The organism is Brevibacterium zhoupengii (assembly GCF_021117425.1).
Taxonomy (GTDB): domain Bacteria; phylum Actinomycetota; class Actinomycetes; order Actinomycetales; family Brevibacteriaceae; genus Brevibacterium; species Brevibacterium zhoupengii.
The window spans coordinates 2,364,160-2,385,617 of the sequence record NZ_CP088298.1 but is presented as its reverse complement, the minus strand read 5'-3'; the positions used below and the strand labels follow the sequence as shown (position 1 = coordinate 2,385,617).

The window sequence follows — 21,458 nt, the reverse complement described above, 5'->3', positions numbered from 1 at the left end:
ATGACGAATCCTGCCGCAGTCCTGTGGGACATGGATGGAACACTGGTCGATACGGAACCGTATTGGATCAGGGCCGAGACCGAACTGCTGAATGCTCACGGCATTGCCTGGTCCGAAGAGCAGGGACTGGAATTCGTGGGCAATGATCTGCTCACCTCTGCAGCGATGATGCAGGATGCGGGACTCGAACTGCCTGCCCGAGAGATCGTCGACATCCTCCTCGACGAGGTTGTAGCGAAGATCGAGAAATCGGTGCCGTTCCGTCCGGGAGCCCTCGAGTTCCTTGCCGCGATCGTGACGGCCGGCATTCCGTGTGTGATGGTCACGATGTCCTATCGCCGGCTCGCCGAAGCCGTCATCTCCGCATGTCCGGAGGGCAGCTTTGTCGGGCTCATCGCCGGTGACGAGGTCAGCGCGGGCAAGCCGGATCCCGAGCCCTACATCAAGGGAGCTGCGCTGCTGGGCCTGGAACCGGGAGCCTGCGTGGCGCTTGAGGACTCAAAGCCCGGTCTGGCCAGTGCAGAGGCGGCCGGGACCATCGCCATCGGTATCCCTCACCTAGTTGAGCTCGAACAGCGCCCCGGCCGGAACCTGTGGTCGACCCTTGAAGGGCGCAGCGTTGCTGACCTGCAGGAACTCACGTCCCGACTATCCGTGTGATCTCTGGTGTCGGTGGGGGAGTGTTCCCCCACGCCGGGCACAGCGGTTTGAAGTTGCACCAATTGCACAGCGGTGACTTCTTCGGACGCCAGCGATCCGCCTCGGCGGAGGCGATGATGTCTTTCCAGATCGACTCGATCTCAAACTGCGTGCGCTCGATGTCACTCATCGTGGGATGAGACTTGAGGATGGACTGCGAGCCCAGGTACATGAGTTGCAGGGTGTGGACGAGTTCACCCGTGAGCCGATATTCGACGAGGGCGTAGAAGCCCATCTGGAAGTGAGCTTCCCTGCCGTATTGGGGTTTGGGCTGTTTGCCGGTCTTGTAGTCGACCAGACGCTTCTCGCCGCCCGGGGCGACATCGACGCGGTCGATGAAGCCGCGCAGCTCGAGACCGTTGTCGAGCTGGGTGCGAACGTACTTCTCCGTCTGCTCCGGTTCGAGGTGCTCGGGGAACTCGAGAGTGAAATAGGCGCGCAGCAGATTTGCGGCGGTTGTGAAGAAGCTCTCCTTCTCGCTCTCGTCTCCGAAGATCTCCAGGACTTCCGGGTCCTTGTCGACGAGCTCGTCCCAGCTGGGACGAAGCAGTGACTCGGCGACGTCCTGGGTCCGCCGCGCGGCAGGCAGCTCGAAGAGCTTTTCGAGCACAGAATGGACGACTGTGCCTCTGAAAGCGGCCTGCGAAGGCGGCTCCGGCAGCTTGTCGATGCTGCGGAATCTAAACTTCAAGGGACATTGTACGAAGTCATTGGCCCGTGAGGGCGAAAGACTGATCAGCTCGGCCATGTGACTACTCTAACGACTTGCCCTGACACGACGCGTCAGAACACGTCGAGGACCCTGTCGCTGTTAGGCTGAGTAGACCCGACCCCAAGCAAGAGGAACTCCTTCCATGGCCGCGAAAAATCACCAGACTGGTGCCTCTTCGGGCTTGCGCCTGGGGACTGTTCTCGGCGCCCCGGTGATCCTGGCTTGGTCCTGGTTCCTCGCCGCCATCGTGATCACGATCCTGTTCGCCCCGTGGGTGAACACTGTCCGACCCGACCTCGGCATATGGGCCTGGTTCGTTGCCTTCGCCTATGCGGTCCTCCTGTTCGGTTCGGTCTTCCTCCACGAACTGGCACACGGCGTCGCCGGTCAGTTCTACGGGCTGAAGGTCGCCGCGATCGAACTCAACATCTGGGGTGGATTCACCCGGTTCGAGCCGCAGGCCGACAATCCTCGTGACAAGGCAGCGCTGACCAGCTTCGTCATCTCCATCGTCGGTCCGATCGTCAATATCGTGCTGGCGCTGCTGGGCTGGTGGTGTCTGAGTGCGGTCTCACCGACCTCGGTGCCGTGGCTCCTGCTCATCGCGGTCACCTTCGCCAACGTCGCCCTCGGTGCGATCAACCTGCTGCCGGGCATTCCGCTCGACGGAGGCTGGGCGCTGCAGGCTCTGATGTGGAGGCTGACCGGCTCGCAGTATCTGGGCACGATCGTCGCCAGCTGGGTCGGGCGGGTCATCGCCGTCGGCTTCATCGGCTGGTCGGTCATCACCCCGCTGCTGGCAGGTGAGCGTCCCGATCCTCTGACGGTGGCGTGGATGTCCCTCATCGCCATCATGCTGTGGTTCTCCGCTGGAGACGCTGCGACTCATGCGAAGCGGGCTCGGAAGATGGAGACCTACGATCTTTCGCAGGTGATCCAGCCCGCTATCGCCGCGACCTGGGACGCAGATCTTGCCGACACGCTCGACTACGCGAACACGTTGGGCAATGCGAAGGAACGCACGCTCATCGTCGTCCTCGACCAGAAGGGCCTGCCCTACGGTCTCGTCGACAGGCACGCCGCTGCCGGCCGCCTCGCCGAGTCCTTGGACCAGGTTCCAGCCGGTGAGGTCGCTCGCCCGCTGGCTGGTTGGATCGGTGTCCCGAAGGACATCACCGCACCCCATCTGCTGGAGTCGCTGACCCATCGCCCCAAGGCACAGTTCAGCCTGGTCATGGACGAGAACACTCTCGTGGGCGTGATCGACCTGCAGGAATTCTTCGACGAGCTTCTCGCAGCCTGAACCAGGTGTGCTGAGACACTTCCCATCAGCGTAGAGTGGACGCATCATGACTGAGGCAAGCCATACCGAACCCCGTCGGGCCCTGAAGGTCGGCGAGAAGATTCAGCTCACCGACCCCAAGGGGCGTATGCATACAATCGTGCTCGCTCCCGGAGAGCTGTTCCACACCCACAAGGGACTCATCGAGCACGACGCCATCATCGGTCGCTCCGAAGGCATCATCGTCTCGAACACCGGGGGCATCGACTTCCAGGTCTTCCGTCCCCGCTATGAGGACTTCGTCCTGTCCATGCCCCGCGGAGCCGCGGTCGTCTATCCCAAAGACTCCGGTCTCATCGTCACCCTCGGCGATATCTACCCCGGTGCAGTCGTCGTCGAAGCAGGAGTCGGGTCCGGGGCGCTGTCCATGGCCCTGCTGCGGGCAGTCGGTCCCACTGGAACGCTTCACTCCTTCGAACTGCGCGAGGAGTTCGCGACCATCGCAGCCGGGAACATCGCCGATTTCTTCGACGGCCGTCCTGAGAACTGGTCGGTCACCGTGGGAGACCTGAGCGAGGAGCTGCCGCAGGCCTATGAGCCCGGCACCGTCGACCGAGTCGTCCTCGACATGCTCACACCGTGGAACACACTCGAGGCGGTAAGCGGGGCATTGGCGCCCGGGGGAGTCGTCATCGCCTATGTGGCCACCGTGCCCCAGCTCTCCCGCTTCGTTGAGGCGCTGCGGGACACCGAGTGCTTCAGCGAACCTCAGTCGATGGAGGCCATGGTCAGAGGCTGGCACGTGGATGGACTCGCTGTCCGTCCCGATCATCGGATGATCGCCCACACCGGTTTCCTCGTCATCGCCCGACGCATGGCGCCGGGAGTCGCCCCGTTGGAGAAGAAGAAGCGACCTCAGGGTGCCCCCGCATCGAGCGAAGACTTAGATGCCTGGACGAAGCCGGAAGTCACCAACGAAGCCGTCGGCGCCAGAGTCGCACAGGGAAAGAAGCTGCGTCGCGTCATGCGCGAGGCAGGTAAACGGTTGGACCACGACGTGTCGACTCCCGAGTCGGACACTCAAGGGTCGAAGGAGGACCAATGACCGAGACCACGCCCGAAGCCAAACGTCAGCGCGAGGACACTGCGGCATTGCGCCAACAGCTCTTCAGTGCCGGTAAACGCAACGAGGCCCTGTCGAAGACCCTGCGCACAGCACGCGATGAGCTCAACAGGATCAAGGAAGAGGCCCGTCGGCTGACGGAGCCCCCGAACAACTGGGGCACGCTCATCGCGCTCGGTGACAAGGGAGTGAGCGCAGACGTCATCGTCGGCGGACGCAGAATGCGCGTCGCCGTCGGCCCCGAGGTGGACCCTGTACAGCTGCGTGCCGGCACCGACGTGCTGCTCTCCGAAGGTCTCGTCATCATCGGAACCGGCTCCTTCGCCCCGGTGGGCTCGGTCGTCAACGTGCGTGAGTTCGTCGACGACACTCGCATCCTCGTCGGCGCACCCGGCGATGATGAGCAGGTCTTCATCCTCGGCGAGGATCTCATCGACTCGGGACTGCGCGTCGGAGACGCCGTCGTCGTCGACACCCGCACTCACTACGCCCTCCAGGTCGTTGAGAAGCCGGAAGTCTCCTCGCTGCTGCTCGAAGAGGTCCCGGACATCACCTACTCCGATATTGGGGGACTGGCCGATCAGATCGGTCAGATCAAGGACGCGGTGGAGCTGCCTTTCGAACACCCTCAGCTCTACACCGAGCACGGTCTCAAACCACCAAAGGGCATCCTGCTCTACGGCCCTCCCGGCTGCGGGAAGACGCTGATCGCGAAGGCCGTGGCCAACTCGCTGGCAGATCGGACCGGCGCCGGCCAGTCCCGTAAGACCTACTTCCTCAACATCAAGGGCCCCGAGCTGCTCGACAAGTACGTCGGTGAGACTGAACGTCAGCTGCGACTCATCTTCGCCCGGGCCAGGGAGAAGGCCTCGGCCGGGTTCCCCGTCGTCGTCTTCTTCGATGAGATGGAGTCCCTGTTCCGCACGCGCGGCACCGGCAAGTCCTCGGATGTGGAGACGACGATCGTGCCGCAGCTGCTGACCGAGATCGATGGTGTCGAACAGCTCGACAACGTCATCGTCATCGGCGCTTCGAACCGTGAGGATCTCATCGACCCGGCCATTCTGCGTCCGGGACGCCTGGATGTGAAGATCCGCATCGAACGTCCTGATGCTGATGCTGCCCGAGACATCTTCGAAAAGTACCTCACCGTCGATCTGCCGCTGCACCCGAGCGTGCTGTCAGGACACGAGACCCCCGCCGAGGCGGTGTCGTCCCTGATCTCGTTCTGTGTCGATCGCATGTTCGCCCTGTCGCCGGAGAACGAATTCGTCGAAGTCACCTATGCCGACGGAGCGAAGGAAGTCCTGCACTTCGCGGACTTCGCCTCCGGTGCCATGATCCACAACATCGTGGACCGGGCGAAGAAGAGCGCGATCAAATCGCTGTTGGAGACGGGTGAACGTGGTCTGCAGCCGAGCCACTTCGAAGAGGCCATCGCCGAGGAATTCAGCGAGCACGAAGATCTGCCCAATACGACGAACCCCGATGAATGGGCCCGGATCTCAGGACGCAAGGGCGAGCGAGTGACTCATCTGCGGATGATGCACTTGGATACGACTCGAGGAGCACCTGCGGTTCCGCTGGAGACGGATATCGCCGAGGTGTACCCGAACTCAGATCTGGTCTGATCCAACTCAGATCTGGTCTGAGCCTGGCCTACGTCTCAGCGGCGGGCCGCCGGCCCAGCGCCGGGCGTCAGGCTCAGCGGCGGGCGTCAGGCTCAGCGGCGGCGCCGGCGAGTCTTGGAGCCGCCCGATACGGCCGTGGCGATCATGCGCCACCCGACCAGGGTGATGAGATTGAGGCTCGTGGCCACAATCATGAAGCTCACGGGCACTTGTCCGGGATCTCCTCCGGCACCCGTGACGCCGCGGATGACGAGTCCGACCAGGATGGTGATCGCCCAGACCGCGGTTCCCGTGGCCAAAGGAGCGATCGGACGGTCCCAGACTGCTGAGAGCAGCCAGGCGAGGACGAGTCCAACCAGGAACGGCCACGCTGTGGTCAGCAGCCCCTGGGGATCGAAATTATGAGAATGTGTGTAGTGACCGATGATGGTGAAGAGGACGACTAGGACGAGGTCGACGATCAACGCGATCGGGAGATGAGATTTCTTCGCTGCCACGTCCCCGAGTCTAAACGTTAGAGGGAGTTCAGATGCTCAGTGTCCACCGCGTGATGGGTTCCGAAACCGAGTTCGGACTGAGCCAGCCGGGCAATCCGGGTGCGAACCCGATGCGTGACTCGGCGCGTGTCGTCGATGCCTACGCGGGACCGCGCGGGCTGAAGTCGTCCCAGAACTTCTGGGACTTCGCCACCGAATCTCCTCTGGCCGACGCCCGTGGGTTCTTTATGAACGTCGCCGATGCCGACATCTCCCAGCTCACCCACATGCCGCAGGAGTCCGTGGAAGCACAGTATCTGGCCAATGTGGTGACTGAGAACGGCGCCCGCTACTACGTGGACCATGCCCACCCCGAATACTCCTCGCCGGAGGTGCTGACTCCGCGTGATCTCGTCACCTATGATCGGGCCGGAGACCTGGTGGCTCTGGCCTCGGTGCGCACCCTCGAGTCCACAGACGAACCCGTGAACCTCTATAAGAACAACACCGACTCGAAGGGTTCGTCCTACGGCACCCATGAGAACTACCTCGTCGACCGGGCAGTGGATTTCGACGACATCGTTGCCGGCCTGATTCCGTTCTTCGTCAGCAGACAGATCCTGTGCGGATCCGGACGAGTGGGAATCGGGCGCGAAGGCGAGCGTGCCGGCTTCCAGATCTCATCACGTGCCGACTTCTTCGAAGCCGAAGTGGGGCTGGAGACCACCCTGCGTCGGCCCATTGTGAACACGCGCGACGAACCCCACGCCGATCCGTCCAAATACCGCCGACTGCACGTCATCATCGGCGACGCCACGATGGCCGAACCAGCCACCCTGGTCAGGTTCGGGTCCACCTCGCTTGTCCTCGGACTCATCGAAGCCGGACTCGCCCTCACGCTCGAACTCGCCGACCCGATGCAGGCCCTGTGGGACGTCAGCCACGACCTGGACCTGAGCACCAAGCTGCCGATGTCCGACGGGACTACGATGACAGCTCTCGAAATCCAGAACGTGTACCTCTCTGCCTGCCTTGAGCACGCCGGCGAGGACGCCGACACCAGCGAGGTCCTCGCGGAATGGAAGCGACTCCTAGACGGCCTGAGCACAGACCCGCGCAGCCTCGCGGACTCCATCGACTGGGTTGCGAAATGGGTGCTGCTCGAAGGCTACCGGCAGAAAGAGAACCTCGAGTGGGACCACCCGAAGCTGGCTCTCATCGACGTTCAGTACCACGATGTCCGGCCGGAGAAGGGCCTGTTCTACAAGCTGGAGAAAGCCGGGCGGATTCGACGCCTGACGACCGATGAAGACGTTGAGAAGGCCGTGACTTCGGCTCCGGATGGGACTCGCGCCTACCTCAGATCCTTGGCCGTGACACGATTCTCGCAATCACTGGTCGCCGCGAGTTGGGACTCACTCGTCCTCGACGCCGGAGACTATGGGATCGTGCGTCTGCCGATGAGTGAGCCGCTGAAAGGTACCCGTGAACTTCTGGCCGAACGACTAACCGATGTGCCCGACGCACAGGCGCTGCTGCAGGCGCTGGGAGTGGCTAGACTGAAAACGACGAACGATGAAAGAGGTGCGAAATGAGCTCGCAGGAACAGGTGCAGAAGGATCATTCGGCCGGCGGGGGAGAACCACCTGTCGATCCGCCGGAGGCCGTGCAGGGCCAGATCAACACGCAGAACGTGGATTCGATCCTCGACGAAATCGACGGAGTCCTCGAAACGAATGCAGAGGAGTTCGTGCGCAACTTCGTCCAGAAGGGCGGCCAATGAGATGTCAGGGTTCTCTCCTGCATTTCTGAGTTCGACGAGCAACTCGTTCGTCGAACTCGCCCGCGCCGTGACTCCCGAGGCGCTGCCGACCACAGCAGGCCACGACCTGGGGCACCAGGTCCCCGAGGGCACGACCATCATCTGCTTCCGCACTGCGGCGGGAATCCTCATGGCCGGTGACCGCCGCGCGACGATCGGGAGTATGATCGCCTCTCACTCCATGGAGAAGGTCCGCCCGGCCGATGACTTCTCGGTCATAGGCATCGCCGGAACTGCCGGACTCGCCCTCGACCTCATCCGCCTCTATCAACTCGAACTCGAGCACTACGAGAAGATCGAAGGTGCCCGCCTGTCCTTGGCCGGCAAGGCCAACCGATTGGCGTCGATGCTGCGCGGCAACCTCAGCTTGGCCATGCAGGGACTGTCCGTGGTTCCGCTCTTCGCCGGAGTCGACGAGGCCACTCCGGCCGGACAGATCTTCAGCTTCGACGTCACCGGCGGCAAATACGAAGAGCACCGATTCCATTCGATCGGTTCCGGGTCCGGCTACGCCCGTGGGGCGCTGAAGAAACTGTGGCAGCCCGGGCTCGAATCCGACGCGGCGATCTCGGTCGCCGTTGAAGCCCTCTTCGATGCCTCTGACGACGATTCGGCCACCGGCGGTCCCGACTTCGTCCGGCAGATCGCCCCGACCATCTTCACCGTCGACCTCGACAACGGCGTCGTCGAGATCCCCTCGTCCGACGTGATGTCGGTTGCCGCCGAGGTGGTCGACCGTCGGACCAGGAAGGCACAGTCATGAATGAGGCACTCTCATGAGCCAGGCACCGTTCTACGTCTCACCGGAACAGCTGATGAAGGACCGGGCCGACTTCGCCCGCAAGGGCATCGCCCGAGGACGGTCGGTGGTGGTTCTGCGCTATGACGAGGGGATCCTCCTGCTCGCGGAGAACCCCTCACCGACGTTGCATAAGATCGCAGAGATCTATGATCGCATCGGTTTTGCCGCCGTCGGGAAGTACAACGAATTCGAGACGATGCGACAGGCCGGTGTGCGCTACGCCGACCTGCGCGGATACTCCTACCACCGCAGCGATGTCACCGCGCGGGGCCTGACGAACGCCTACGCACAGACGCTGGCCGGGGTCTTCACCACAGAGTCGAAGCCCTTCGAAGTCGAACTCGTCGTCGCCGAACTCGGCCTCACCGCAGACACAGACCAGCTCTATCGCCTCAGCTACGACGGCTCGGTGATAGACGAGACCGAACACGTGGCCATCGGCGGGCAAGCCGATGCGATCACCGCAACCCTGAAGGACCTGAGAACCTCGGTGATGCCGCTGCGTGAGGTCTTCGACCACGGTGTGCGGGCACTCGCCAGTGCCACGTCCGGGGCCCTGGCGACCAAGGATCTGGAAGCCGCAGTGCTCGATCGCACCGCCAGCGGACACCGCACATTCAAACGACTCAGTGGCGCCATGATGGCCTCATTGCGGGAGAACGAGGACTGATGGCCAGAATCTACGGCCTGGAAACCGAATACGGTCTCGCCCATTCAGCCGGAGAGGGCGACCGCCGAATCGGCCCGGAGGAGATCGCACGCTACCTGTTCCGACCCGTCGTCGAATGGGGACGCTCCTCGAACGTGTTCCTGCCCAACGGTTCGCGGCTCTACCTCGACGTGGGCTCCCATCCCGAATACGCCACCGCCGAATGTGACAACCTCAGCGACCTGCTCACCCAGGACCGGGCGGGGGAGTCCCTGATGATCGATCTGCTCAATCAGGCCCAGACGAGCATCGAAGCCGAGGGTCTCGGCGGCAGAATCCACATGGTCAAGAACAACACGGACGCGGCCGGGAACTCGTACGGCTCACACGAGAACTTCCTCATCCGCCGCAACCTCGACTTCAACCGTCTCACCACGGTGCTGCTGCCGTTCCTCGTATCCAGGCAGCTTCTGGTGGGTGCCGGGGCCATCATTCCCGCACAGTCCTCGTTCCAACCCGATGCCGAGGCCAACCGGTCGGAGATGATGTTCGGACTCTCGGCACGTTCGGATGTGATGTGGGAGGGACTGTCCTCGGCCACGACACGATCACGCCCGATCATCAACGCGCGAGACGAACCCCATGCCGACGCGGAGAAGTACCGTCGGCTGCACGTCATCGTCGGTGATTCCTCGATGTCGACAGCCACCTCGGCGCTCAAGATCGGGTCCGCCGTGCTCATGCTCGATCTCATCGAACAGGGCGCACGGATCCCCGAACACGGTCTGCGCCACCCCGTCCGTGACATTCGTCTCGTGGCCAGGGACCTCACCGGTTCGGTCAGACTCGAGCGCACCGACGGAACGTCGATCACCCCACTGAATCTGCTCGCGGACTACCGGGACCGAGCTCGGGTGATCGTCGACAACGGCGACCACAGCCTCGGCGACGATGGCATGGCCGAATACGTCATCGACCTGTGGACCAGGATGCTCGAGGCGGTCGAGGCTCAGGACTTCTCCGCCGTCGATCACGAGATCGATTGGGTGATGAAGAAGACCCTCATCGATCGAGCTCTGGCCCGGGGCATCGATGATGTCACGGATGCGCGGATCTCTCGTCTCGACATCGCCTATCACGACATCACTCCCGAGACCGGACTGTTCCCCAAACTGGAGCGAACCGGGATGGCGAAGAACCTGGTCACCGCGGAGGCACGAGAAAAGGCGAAGGACATCCCGCCCAGGAGCACCCGAGCGGCGATCCGCGGCGAATTCGTCCGTGCTGCTCATGCTGCACGCCGCGACTACACGGTCGACTGGGTGCATCTGCGACTCAACGACGAATCCGGTCGTGCTGTGGCGTTGAAGAACCCTTTCGAACCCACACACCCGCAGGCCGAAGCTCTCATCGCGGGCCTGTAAGATTTCAGTGATCTGGTCTTGAACGAAAGGAACCACGTGCGCACAAAAGTGCTCGCCGTCATCGCGGCCGCCACACTGCTGCTGTCCGCCTGCGGGCAGGGCGAGGAGGCGGAGGACACGACAAGTGCACCGCCTTCCGTCTCGGCCGAAGACGCGAAGTCGACCAGCCTCGACGACGTCACCGTCAAGGGCAAGGTCGGGGAGAAGCCGAAGGTCAGCTTCGAGGCACCCCTGGTCGTTGACAAGACCGGGAACTCGGTCATCAGCGAGGGCAAGGGTGACAAGGTCGCCGAAGGCGAACAGGTCACCGCACAGATGACCCTGATCTCGGGCACGACCGGGAAGCAGATCGAGTCAAGCTACGATTCGAAATCACCGGCCGGGTTCCCCATGGACAAGAGCCAGATCTCCGAGGAGCTCTACAACGCGCTCCTGGATACCAAGGTCGGATCACGTGTGCTCATGTCACTCAACGGCAGCGCACAGCAGGGTCAGCCCGCTCAGACCCTCGTCTACGTCATCGATATCGAGAAGACCACGAAGCCGCTGACTCGCGCCGAAGGCAAGAAAGTCGACCAGTCGAAGAACCCGGTGACCGTCAAGTGGGCAGACAACGGTGAGCCATCGATCTCGAAGCCCAAGGGCAAGGCCCCGAAGGAACTTGAGTCCTACACGACCATTGAGGGTGACGGACCGAAGGTCAAAGCAGGCCAGAACGTGGCCGTGCACTACTCCGGTTGGCTCTGGGACGACAATTCGAAGTACTTCGACTCGAGCTGGCAGGATGGTCGTGGACCCTTCGCCGTCGACCCGGTCGGACAGGCTCAGGTCATCGACGGATGGAACGAAGGTCTCGTCGGTGCGAAGGTCGGCAGCCAGATCGTCCTCGTCATTCCGCCCGACAAAGGATACGGAGAGCAAGGCAGCCCACCGAGCATTCCCGGCAATTCCACCCTCGTGTTCGTCATCGACGTCCTCTCCGCCCAGGGCTGAGACTCAGCTCGCTGATAACTTCGATTATGAACACCACAGAACCACGACTTAAGGAGACACCATGAGCAAGCAGAAACCAGTCGTCGATTTCCCCGGAACAGAGGCTCCCACCGAGCTCGTCATCGTTGATGACATCATCGGTAACGGCGCCGAGGCGGCTCCCGGCCACACCGTGAGCGTGAACTACGTCGGCATCGCCCATTCAACCGGTGAAGAGTTCGACGCCTCCTACAACCGCGGGACCCCGCTGGAGTTCCGTCTCGGATCCGGCATGGTCATCTCGGGCTGGGACCAGGGAATCCAGGGCATGAAGGTCGGTGGCCGGCGTACGCTGCAGATCCCACCGCACCTGGCCTACGGCGATCAGGGTGCAGGCGGCGTCATCAAGCCCGGCGAATCACTGATCTTCGTCTGCGACCTCGAAGGCGTCCGCTGAGACACCGAACAGCGATGAGCTCTCCTCAGTCCTGGGGCTGAGGAGAGCCTGCCCGCCGCGGCTTCAGAGCTCGGCGGCCAACCTGCCCGCCGCGGCGGCAGCGAGAAACGCTGCCGCATCGGCGGGCAGCTTTCGTCCCATCGTCGACAGGCCCACCGGTGAGGACTTGAGCCCGGCCCACAGTCCTTCCAGGCTCACCTCGACCTGTTTGTGCATGTGCAGCATCGGCAGCTGTGCCGCCGCGACCTCGGCCACAACGGCGGGGTCGGTGTCCATCTCTCGACGCTCCGCCTCGGCGAGGGTGGAGAAGTCCGGGACCGGAATCGTCATTCCGGGGCGGGCGATCTCTGCCAGAGATGTCAGCGAATGGTGGGAGATGCCGAAGTGTCTGCCCCGAGCATCGGCATTGGACATCCGTAGGACACCTACCGGCGTTCCGCCCAACAGGGCAGCGGCATTGAGGTGTTCGCCGGTGACCAGACCTGAATAGCCGTATTTGGTGCCGGTGCCCAGGTTTCCCGGGCCCTGTGCGACGATGGCGATATCGGCGCCCAGAACATGTTTGGCGGCCAGCAGTCCGGTGTGAATGGTCACCGCTTCGAGATCGGCACCCCAGGACTGGCCGGTGCTGATGGTTCCGTGCAGCCAGCCGGCGTCCTTGAGCCCGGCGGCGGCCTGGGAGAAGCTGGCGGGCAGTGCCGCACCGTCGCTGAGGACATAGGCGATCCGTGCCTTCGGCCGCACCGTCCGGATGCCGGTGATGATGGCAGGCAGTGCCGAATGCAGGTCCGCAGCAAGCACCGGCATGTCGTGCAGCGATTCTTCCCGGGCGAGGGTCTCATGGTGCTCTGACTCCTGATCGTCGACGCCGAGGACCATCGTCTGCAGAGGTGAGTAACGGTCCTTGACCAGGTGCCCCGGCCCCTCCGGCGGGTCGGCCGGAAGCGCATCGGGCAGGGCGATGACGAGACCGAATCCACCGGTGCCCAGACGTTTGGCCAGAGCCGAAACGTTGAGCAGGACCGTGTCTCCGAGCTGCGGATGCCCGATCGCCTCGGTGTATGCCACGGCCTTGATGTGTGTGATCGTCGTGCCTGGCAGCGCCTGGTCAATATCGGCCTCGACCTCTGTGTATCCTGGCCGGGTGGAGCGAATCGTGGTCACGGTTCCTCTGCGCCAATGAATCATGGTCCTAAGACTATCGCCCGCGTTAGGTTACGGTGGAATTGTGAATGCACCCCGCGCCAGCAGACAGAGGCAGCAGACCGAGCGTCTGATGAACCTGCTGATCGCTCTGAGAGCCGCCCGCGGATGGGTCTCCCGGAAGACGCTGATGAGTGCCATCGACGGTTACGCGGGCCTGGATGACATCGCCTTCGACCGTAAGTTCTCCCGCGACAAGGAACTGCTGCGGCATATGGGGATCACGATCGCCACCCGAGCCGAACATGACGCCTATTCGGATACGGGGGAGACCGGGTACCGGATCTCCGCCGACGACTACGCAATGGACGACGTTGAGCTGACTCCTGCCGAAGCGGCGGCCGTTGCGGTGGCCGCACAGTTCTGGTCCGATACCGAACTCGGCGAATCCAGTTCTCAGGCCCTGACGAAGCTGCGTGCCCTGGGCATCGACCTCACCGAGGCGGGACCGGGCCGTGTCGAGGCCAACCAGGGTCCTGCCGCGCGGAAGCTCGGCAGCGCGAACTTCGCCACTGCCCTCCACCACATCAACGCGCGTGAGGCGATCAGCTTCAAGTACCACAAACCAGGTCAGAGCCCCCGCAAGGTCAAGCTCGAACCCTATGCGCTGCTCAGCCGCGGTGACCGTGTCTACCTGCTCGGCCACGACATCGACCGTGGCGCTCAGCGCACGTTCCGGCTCTCCCGGGTCGAGGGCAAGCTGACGAAGCTCGGCGGCCGTGACCCCGGCGACTACGAGATTCCCGCGGACTTCGCACCCCATGTGGCGTTGAACTCGAGTACGGAGATGGCTGTCGTCGCCGAGGCGAAGCTGCGCGTCCGTGCCCACCGTGCCGACCCGCTGGTCAGGCGGCAGGTGCGCACCGAGGATGATGCCATCATCGTCGAATTCACCGATGCTGCTTCACTGGCCGCGGAGATCGTGAGCTTCGGAACTGCCGTCGAGGTGCTTGAGCCTGCGGAACTGGTCCAGGCTGTCGAGGACCGTCGCCACACGGTCCGGGAGTCCCTCAAACGACTCGGAGGTCGTAATGTCCTCAGCGCGTGAACGACTCACTCGGCTGCTCAGCCTGGTGCCCTATCTCGATGCCCATCCGGGAGCAGATCTTGAGGAGACTGCCGGCTATTTCAACATCGACTCGGACACTCTCATCGATGATCTGCAGCTCCTCTTCGTGACCGGTCGCCCCGGTCACATGCCCGATGATCTCATCGACGCCAGCTGGGAAGGCGGGAAGATCTACATCTCCAACGCCGAAGAGGTCTCCGTCCCTGTCCGCCTCAGTGCGGAGGAGGCCGGTGTTCTCGTCCTGGCCCTCGAACTCATCGATACCCTGCCGGGTCTCGACACTCAGGCAGTGCGGACAGCGGCACAGAAGCTTCGGCTTGCTGCGGGGGAGAACCTGCACACGCCCGTCGAGGTCAGTCCGATCCCTGCCGACGAGGAGCTCATGACCTTCCTCAAGCAGGCCATCGACGCCGAGGCCGCGGTCGAGATCGACTACTACGTCGCATCCCGAGATGAGCTCACACGACGCATCGTCGCGCCCAGCAGGCTCGTCCCCGGCGCAGACTGGTATCTGGATGCCTGGTGCTACAGCGCCCAGGCTCCGCGGCGCTTCGCCCTGAGCAGCATCCGCTCCTGGGACTCCGCTGTACATCCTCCGCTGGGCGTGGGTGATCAGCAGTCGAATGCGCATGAGGTCACCATGACGCTGGCCCCGGATGGCGCATGGCTCGCGGATGAACTCGAGTTGAGGGAGCGTGAATACTTCGCCAACGGTGAGCCAAGTGTACGGATTCGATTCCTTGTGCACTCCGTCGACTGGCTGAGTCGTTTCCTGCTGTGCCATGCCGACGTCATCACCGACATCGATGACAGCGAAGCGGTGGAAGCCGCGCTGCAGCGCCTAGGCTGAGCCCGGTCTTCACGTTCGGGTCCTGCCGTGCGGCGAGGATGAAAGGCACAGCCACAGAGCGTAGAATCTTTCACAGCAGACAACAGTCAAGGAGTCCCCATGAAACCGAGTTTCGTGCAGATCGCGATCGTGATCCTCATCATCGTGATCATTTTCGGCGCACCCAAGCTGCCGGCGCTGGCCAGAAGCCTTGGTCAGTCGATGAAGATCTTCAAATCCGAGGTCAAGGATCTCCGTGATGACGACGAGCCCAAGAAGACGGAACCGGGCGAACTCAACCGCGAAGCCACCGACAACGACACCTCGACGACCGCCGAGGCTGCTCGAAAGCCTGAGCAGCCTGCGCAGGAAAAGCAGGATCCGCAGTCTCACGAGAAGTGAAAGAGCACAATAACCGGCGTTCGGCTTCGGCACGTAAGAAGAATCCCGAACGGAAGATGCCCGTCGTCGGGCATCTCATCGAACTCCGCAATCGCAGCCTTGTCGCAGCGATCGCGATCGCCCTCGGAGCCGTCGCCGGATGGTTCCTCTACGATCCGGTCCTCGACATTCTGCAGGAGCCGATCCGCAGCATCCGAGCGTCGGGGGACCGAACAGCGGAGATCAACTTCGCCGGAGTCGCCTCACCGTTCGATCTGAAGATCAAACTGTCGTTCTTCATCGGCATCTTCCTGTCCTGTCCGATCTGGCTCTACGAGGTTTGGGCATTCATCGTTCCGGGGCTGACGAAGAAGGAGAAGCTCTACTCCGTCGGCTTCCTCGGCGCAGCCATTCCGCTGTTCCTCGCGGGATCGACCATGGCCTTCTTCGCCCTTCCCAATGCCGTCAAAGCGCTCACGTCCTTCACCCCGGCAGGCGGCACCAACATCATTCCTGCCCAGGATTACCTGAGCTTTGTGATGGTCATCATCGTGGTCTTCGGACTGGCATTCGTCCTCCCGGTGCTCATGGTCGGACTCAACATGTTGGGAATCCTCTCGGCTGTCAGGATCCAGAAGTCCTGGCGTGTGATCGTGATGATCGTATTCCTGTTCGCCGCCATCGCCACCCCCACTCCCGACGCCATGTCGATGTTCTTCCTGGTCATCCCCATGCTCACGCTGTTTGCGGTGGCATGGGTGATCTGCGTGTTCAGTGACCGGAGACGCAAGAGACGACTCATCGCCCAGGGCCTGTGGGTCGACCCCGACGAACCGATTGACTGAGAGAACCATGACTGAATCCGAGAGCCCGATCGAACCTTCGGCCGACACCGAAACGCTGAGCCCCTCGGCCGCCTACGCCGACTACAAGGACAGGACGAAGAAGGCGCAGACCCCGCTGGGCAAGTTCTCGGCCAGAATGGACTTCGAACTCGACGACTTCCAGCTTGAAGCCTGCGCCCAACTGCAGGACGGCAAAGACGTCCTCGTCACCGCTCCCACCGGGGCAGGAAAGACCCTGATCGCCGAATTCGCGGTGGAGCTGGCCAGAGACGAAGGCAAAAGGGTCTTCTACACGACCCCGATCAAAGCCCTGAGCAACCAGAAGTTCAATGACCTGATGGACGTCCACGGCGTGGAGAACGTCGGGCTGCTCACCGGCGACACCTCGATCCGGCGCGACGCTCCGATCATCGTCATGACCACCGAGGTCCTGCGCAACATGCTCTACAACGATGTTGCTGGTCTTTCCGATCTCGGTTTCGTCGTCCTCGACGAGGTGCATTATCTGGCCGACCGGTTCCGCGGGCCCGTATGGGAAGAAGTGATCATCCACCTGCCGGACCGGGTGCAGATGGTGTCGCTGTCGGCGACGGTGTCCAACGTCGATGAATTCGGCGCCTGGCTCAGCGAGGTCCGCGGACCCACCACCGTGGTCTCCACCTCCCACCGGCCAGTGCCGCTGGTCAACCATGTCCTCGTCGGCCACCGCATGTACGATCTGTTCACCCACCACGACTCCGATCGAATCGATCCTGCGCTCAATCATGCGACTCGGACCCACGGCGGGCCTCGTTCCAAACGTGAACGAGCCACCCGGGCCCGTTTCCGCAGGCCCAGCCGCACCCAAGTCGTGTCCTCTCTGGCAGAGGCTGGAATGCTGCCGGCGATCATGTTCATCTTCTCTCGCAATGCCTGCGATGAAGCGGTCGAACAGTATCTGAGCTCGGGCTTCGACCTGAACTCACGTGAAGAGAAGGTCATCGTCAACGCCGCACTTGAAAAGCTGCGCGATGAACTGGCCAGCGAGGATCTGGGCATCCTCGGGTTCCATTCGTTCCGGGAAGGCCTTCTTCTGGGTGTCGCCGCCCACCATGCGGGAATGATCCCGCAGTTCAAACAGCTCGTTGAGGAGCTGTTCTCCCAAGGCATCATCAAGGTCGTCTTCGCCACGGAGACCCTGGCGCTGGGCATCAACATGCCTGCCCGCACTGTGGTTCTTGAGAAGCTGGTGAAGTTCAACGGAGAGGCCCACGTTTCGATCACGCCGGGGGAGTACACCCAGCTGACCGGGCGCGCAGGGCGCCGCGGCATCGACCAGATCGGCCATGCCGTAGTCATCTGGCATCCCAGCTTCGAAGTCAACGAGATCGCTGGGCTGGCATCCAATCGCTCCTATGCACTCAATTCTGCGTTCGGACCCACCTACAACATGACAGCCAATCTGCTGTCTCGGATGAGCTCCGCCGAGGCTGCGAAGGTCCTGGAGACCTCGTTCGCACAGTTCCAGGCGGATAAGGCCGTGGTGGGGTTGGCGAAGAAGGTGCGTAAGAACGAGGCCACGATCGCGGCCTATGAGAAGTCGATGAAGTGCGATCTGGGCGATTTCGCTGAGTACGCGCGATTGCGGCAGGCCATCAGCGATACCGAGAAGCAGGAGACTCGCACGAAGTCGAAGAATCGGCAGCGTGAGATCGTCGAGTCCCTCAGCGCTCTCAAGATCGGTGATGTCGTCACGCTACCGACGAAGCGAGTCGAAGGCGCTGCAGTCATCATCGCACCTATGAGCTCCCGCGATGGGGGTTCCAGACTCCCGACGGTGTTGACCGAACAAGGCAAAGTCTGGCATCTGCGACCCCACGAGGTGACGGCGCCGCTGCCAGCCCAAGGCAGGGTGCGAGTGCCGAAGAAGTTCAATCACCGCCAGGCAGGGGATCGCCGGCAGCTGCTGGGCATCCTCAACGAGGCCAAACATGAGGGCAAGGTGGATCCGGAGGCGCACTGGGAGTCCAAGCCAGGTACCCCGGGAGTGAGCTCGAGCGTGACGGAGATGACCGCGCAGCTGCGTGCCCATCCCTGCCATGACTGCCCCGACCGTGAGATGCACGCTAGGTGGGCCAACCGAGCGGCCAAACTGGTCAAAGAGAACGATTCGCTCATCGCCCGCATCGAAGGCAGGACGACCTCGATCGCCCTCGTCTTCGAACGTGTTCAGGACGTGCTGCGCACCCTCGGCTTCGACCCCGAGCAGTCCGATATGCTGCGCCGGATCTACGGGGAACGAGACTTGCTCGTGGCACTGACCATCCGAGCAGGGCTGTGGGACAACCTCGTCGAACCCGAACTCGCAGCATTCGCATCCTGCTTCGTCTTCCAGTCCCGGCGCGCCGACACCCTCCATACGGAGCGCGCTCCGAGCCGTGATCTCAAGGTCAACGGTGATGAAGCGGTGACGATCTGGCGCAAACTCTTCCAACTGGAGGAGCAGCACGCACTGTCGACGACGCAGGAACCGGACCGGGGCCTGTTCAAACCGATGTACCGCTGGACCGAAGGCAAGAATCTCGCCGATTCCCTGCGAGGTACCGACATCGCTGCTGGAGACTTCGTCCGGTGGGCCAAACAGAGCCTTGACCTCCTCGGTCAGGTCGCCGAGGTAGCCGAACCGGAGACTGCTGTGCGCATCCGGCGCACAATCGAAGCCATCCGCCGCGGAGTCGTCGCAGACTCCTGACAGGCGGTCTGCCTGCGGCGGTGACCGCCGGGCCCGCCCCAGAGCGGGGAGGCCCGGCGATTGCTCAGCGTTTGACCTTCTTGACGATGTTCTCGATGTCGGAGCCGAATGCGCTCTCCGTGGTCAGATAGGTCCACGTCGACGACGGACGTTTGAGCCCGTGGGAGGCCAGATCGATACCCGTATCTGTGAACTCTGCCTCTTCGACAGTCGACGCGGAATCGTCGATGACATCGGACCAGAAGGTGGAGAAGACGCGGATCGATTCAGTATTGAATGCTTCGTGGGGCTTCTCGCGGGCGAAGGTGCGCAGATGGATGCCCTCACGCAGGTCGTTGAGGAAGGCAAGGTGATCGACCCAACGTGAATCGAGATGGAAGAGCATGACCTCGCGCAGCGTCTCATCGACGAGTTCCTGAGGGTGCTCTTCAGTCAGAGTCTCGGCCACATCCCCGAGACGGGTCTTGAGTTCGCCGATCGCGTCATCATCGACACGCAGCTCCCGGCGCCGGGCGAGGACGAGATCACGCTGCTTGGCCATGAGCTCGTTGAACTTCCACGTGTCGCGATGCAGGGCCGTGTTCTGGCCTTCAGCGATCCGCTGCGCGTGTTCGACAAGGCTCAGGGCACGCTTTGACTCGATCCACCCGGTCTCATCTCCCTCTGAGACGAAGAGTTGGATCTCGGGCACACGAGTCAGCAGCTCGTCCTCGAGACTGGTGAAGAACACCGAGGTTCCCGGGTCTCCCTGACGGCCGGCACGGCCGCGCAGCTGATCATCAAGCCGTGAGGACAGGTAACGACCGGCACCGATGACCAACAGGCCGCCAGCCTCGGCGACGCTGTCATCGGCCAGCCGGATGTCCGTGCCGCGCCCAGCCATCTGAGTCGATACGGTCACGGCACCGGGGGCACCAGCGGAGGCGATGACCTCTGCCTCGAGCGAGTCATCCTTGGCGTTGAGGACCGTGACCTCGATGCCGCGTTCGACCAGTCGCTCGGCCAGGGATTCGCTCTCTGCCACCGATGAGGTGCCGATGAGCACGGGACGGTCCTTGGCACGGTTCTCGGCGACCTCCTCGACGATCGCGCGTTCCTTCGACTCCTGATAGGTGTAGAGGCGGTCGGGTTCGTCATTGCGGATGACAGGCAGGTGAGTGTCGACGGGAACGATCTCAAGATTGTAGAACTCACGCAGGTCATCGCCGACTGCCAGCGCGGTGCCCGTCATTCCGCAGACCGTCTCGTAGCCGTGGATGAGTTCTTCGACGGTCATCTGGTCGAGGATCTCTCCGCTTTCGGTGGTGCCGACGCCTTCCTTGGCCTCAACTGCGGCCTGGAGTCCGTCGGGCCAGCGCTGCAGCTCGGCGACGCGCCCGCGGGAGGCCGAGATGAGTTTCACCTTCCCGTCGACGACGAGGTAATCGACATCGCGTTTGACCAGGGACTTGGCATACAGAGCGAGGTTGACTGCGGCGAGGTCGGACGCGTCTTCGTCGAAGAGCTCGACATCGAGTTCAGTCTCGACTCGGGTGATGCCTGCATCTGTGAGAGACACCGCTTGGTGATCCGGACTGATCTCGTAGTCGACATCTGGTTCGAGTTTCTCTGCAAGTGCGGCGATCGCAGCGTTGGCGTCTTCGACGCTGGCCGAGCCGGCGAGGACGAGCGGAACACGCGCTTCGTCGATGAGCACCGAGTCGGCCTCATCGACGATGACGACATCGCGGTCTGGGACGCGGATCTGGTCATCGTCGGTGACGAAACGGTCGCGGAGGACATCGAATCCGACTTCGGTCACGGAGGCGTAGAGAACCTCAGCTCCGTAGGCCTCACGGCGTTCGGTTTCACTTTGAGTCCCGGAGATCGACGCTGACTTCACACCCAAGAGGTCGAAGAGCGGCTTCATCCAGGTACGGTCGCGGACAGCGAGGTAGTCGTTGACGCTGACCACGTGGACGCGGCGACCCTGCAGAGCGTATCCAGCGGCGGCGAGAGCGCCGACGAGTGTCTTACCCTCACCGGTGGCCATCTGTACGATATTCGCCTGCAGGAGCCCGACGAGACCCTTGATCTGCGTGTCATAGGCGCGTTCGTCCAGGGACCGCTCGGCGGCCTCGCGGGCCAGCGCACAGTAGCGGACGAGGTTGTCCTGGGCGGAGCCCGAGGTGAAGATGTCGGCAGCTGCTTCGGTCAGACCGCTGTCGTCGAGCTCCGCGTACTCACGACTCGCGGCCGCCATATCGTCGGCGGCCTTGTCGAACCATCCCGTTGCTTTGTCGGCTTGCGCGCCGGGTCGGTTGAGCAGTCGTGAGAAGAAACCCATTATCGTCCTTTGTCGAGTGATGGTC

The 21,458-nt window shown here is 62.7% G+C and carries 20 protein-coding genes; 16 read left to right on the top strand and 4 right to left on the bottom strand.

Annotation, left to right across the window (positions count from 1 at the left end; all coding sequences use genetic code 11):
- Entirely contained in the window at window positions 1-660 is a 660-nt protein-coding gene (locus LQ788_RS10910; RefSeq protein ID WP_231440910.1) for an HAD family hydrolase, read from the top strand.
- Here the strand turns inward: LQ788_RS10910 and LQ788_RS10905 are convergent.
- Window positions 638-1,390 carry a RecB family exonuclease gene (locus tag LQ788_RS10905; RefSeq protein ID WP_231440908.1) on the bottom strand — a complete coding sequence of 251 codons (753 nt, stop codon included), beginning with the start codon at window positions 1,388-1,390 and terminating at the stop codon, window positions 638-640. The genes LQ788_RS10910 and LQ788_RS10905 overlap by 23 nt on opposite strands.
- Before the next feature lie 163 nt (window positions 1,391-1,553).
- Here LQ788_RS10905 and LQ788_RS10900 point away from each other — a divergent pair, with 163 nt between their 5' ends.
- From LQ788_RS10900 to arc, 3 genes are read left to right on the top strand one after another with little or no spacing between them, the layout of a single operon-like run.
- Window positions 1,554-2,714, top strand: coding sequence for a site-2 protease family protein (locus LQ788_RS10900; protein WP_231440906.1), 1,161 nt, complete (start codon window positions 1,554-1,556; stop codon window positions 2,712-2,714).
- A gap of 46 nt (window positions 2,715-2,760) precedes the next feature.
- Window positions 2,761-3,798, top strand: coding sequence for a tRNA (adenine-N1)-methyltransferase (locus tag LQ788_RS10895; RefSeq protein ID WP_231440904.1), 1,038 nt, complete (start codon window positions 2,761-2,763; stop codon window positions 3,796-3,798).
- The gene (gene arc, locus LQ788_RS10890) at window positions 3,795-5,447 is read left to right on the top strand and encodes a proteasome ATPase (RefSeq protein WP_231440903.1); all 1,653 of its coding nucleotides are present in this window, start codon (window positions 3,795-3,797) and stop codon (window positions 5,445-5,447) included. The genes LQ788_RS10895 and arc overlap by 4 nt, the downstream gene beginning before the upstream one ends.
- 92 nt (window positions 5,448-5,539) lie before the next feature.
- On the opposite strand, the gene LQ788_RS10885 is transcribed toward arc, so the two are convergent.
- The gene (locus tag LQ788_RS10885; RefSeq protein WP_231440901.1) at window positions 5,540-5,944 is read right to left on the bottom strand and encodes a DUF3054 domain-containing protein; all 405 of its coding nucleotides are present in this window, start codon (window positions 5,942-5,944) and stop codon (window positions 5,540-5,542) included.
- A gap of 32 nt (window positions 5,945-5,976) precedes the next feature.
- Here LQ788_RS10885 and dop point away from each other — a divergent pair, with 32 nt between their 5' ends.
- The 7 genes from dop (at window position 5,977) to LQ788_RS10850 (ending at window position 12,049) form a co-directional block, all read left to right on the top strand.
- On the top strand, window positions 5,977-7,518 hold the full coding sequence (gene dop / locus LQ788_RS10880; protein WP_231440899.1) for a depupylase/deamidase Dop: 1,542 nt from the start codon (window positions 5,977-5,979) through the stop codon (window positions 7,516-7,518).
- Complete coding sequence (locus tag LQ788_RS10875; RefSeq protein ID WP_230744390.1) at window positions 7,515-7,706, top strand: ubiquitin-like protein Pup; 192 nt, start codon at window positions 7,515-7,517, stop codon at window positions 7,704-7,706. The genes dop and LQ788_RS10875 overlap by 4 nt, the downstream gene beginning before the upstream one ends.
- Window position 7,707: 1 nt before the next feature.
- A complete protein-coding gene (prcB, locus tag LQ788_RS10870; protein ID WP_231440897.1) occupies window positions 7,708-8,508 on the top strand; it encodes a proteasome subunit beta in 801 nt (266 codons plus the stop codon).
- Between the two features lie 13 nt (window positions 8,509-8,521).
- On the top strand, window positions 8,522-9,217 hold the full coding sequence (gene prcA, locus LQ788_RS10865; RefSeq protein ID WP_231440895.1) for a proteasome subunit alpha: 696 nt from the start codon (window positions 8,522-8,524) through the stop codon (window positions 9,215-9,217).
- Complete coding sequence (pafA, locus tag LQ788_RS10860; RefSeq protein WP_231440893.1) at window positions 9,217-10,620, top strand: Pup--protein ligase; 1,404 nt, start codon at window positions 9,217-9,219, stop codon at window positions 10,618-10,620. Before prcA ends, pafA begins: the two co-directional genes overlap by 1 nt.
- A gap of 36 nt (window positions 10,621-10,656) precedes the next feature.
- Entirely contained in the window at window positions 10,657-11,613 is a 957-nt protein-coding gene (locus LQ788_RS10855; protein WP_231440891.1) for an FKBP-type peptidyl-prolyl cis-trans isomerase, read from the top strand.
- 61 nt (window positions 11,614-11,674) lie between these two features.
- Window positions 11,675-12,049 carry an FKBP-type peptidyl-prolyl cis-trans isomerase gene (locus LQ788_RS10850; protein WP_231440889.1) on the top strand — a complete coding sequence of 125 codons (375 nt, stop codon included), beginning with the start codon at window positions 11,675-11,677 and terminating at the stop codon, window positions 12,047-12,049.
- 63 nt (window positions 12,050-12,112) lie between these two features.
- Here the strand turns inward: LQ788_RS10850 and LQ788_RS10845 are convergent, their stop codons facing one another.
- The gene (locus LQ788_RS10845; protein ID WP_231440887.1) at window positions 12,113-13,237 is read right to left on the bottom strand and encodes a DUF3866 family protein; all 1,125 of its coding nucleotides are present in this window, start codon (window positions 13,235-13,237) and stop codon (window positions 12,113-12,115) included.
- A gap of 40 nt (window positions 13,238-13,277) precedes the next feature.
- Between LQ788_RS10845 and LQ788_RS10840 the strand changes: the two genes are divergently transcribed.
- The 5 genes from LQ788_RS10840 to LQ788_RS10820 all read left to right on the top strand — a co-directional run bounded on the left by LQ788_RS10840 (window position 13,278) and on the right by LQ788_RS10820 (window position 19,107).
- A complete protein-coding gene (locus tag LQ788_RS10840) occupies window positions 13,278-14,300 on the top strand; it encodes a helix-turn-helix transcriptional regulator (RefSeq protein WP_231440885.1) in 1,023 nt (340 codons plus the stop codon).
- Entirely contained in the window at window positions 14,284-15,171 is an 888-nt protein-coding gene (locus tag LQ788_RS10835) for a WYL domain-containing transcriptional regulator (RefSeq protein ID WP_231440883.1), read from the top strand. The genes LQ788_RS10840 and LQ788_RS10835 overlap by 17 nt, the downstream gene beginning before the upstream one ends.
- Window positions 15,172-15,270: 99 nt before the next feature.
- On the top strand, window positions 15,271-15,552 hold the full coding sequence (gene tatA / locus LQ788_RS10830; RefSeq protein ID WP_231440881.1) for a Sec-independent protein translocase subunit TatA: 282 nt from the start codon (window positions 15,271-15,273) through the stop codon (window positions 15,550-15,552).
- A 56-nt stretch (window positions 15,553-15,608) separates the two neighbouring features.
- The gene (gene tatC, locus LQ788_RS10825) at window positions 15,609-16,376 is read left to right on the top strand and encodes a twin-arginine translocase subunit TatC (protein ID WP_231447401.1); all 768 of its coding nucleotides are present in this window, start codon (window positions 15,609-15,611) and stop codon (window positions 16,374-16,376) included.
- Window positions 16,377-16,383: 7 nt separating this feature from the next.
- Window positions 16,384-19,107, top strand: coding sequence for a DEAD/DEAH box helicase (locus LQ788_RS10820; RefSeq protein WP_231440878.1), 2,724 nt, complete (start codon window positions 16,384-16,386; stop codon window positions 19,105-19,107).
- A 64-nt stretch (window positions 19,108-19,171) separates the two neighbouring features.
- Here LQ788_RS10820 and secA2 read toward each other — a convergent pair whose 3' ends face one another.
- The gene (gene secA2 / locus LQ788_RS10815) at window positions 19,172-21,433 is read right to left on the bottom strand and encodes an accessory Sec system translocase SecA2 (protein ID WP_231440877.1); all 2,262 of its coding nucleotides are present in this window, start codon (window positions 21,431-21,433) and stop codon (window positions 19,172-19,174) included.
- Between the last annotated feature and the right edge of the window lie 25 nt (window positions 21,434-21,458).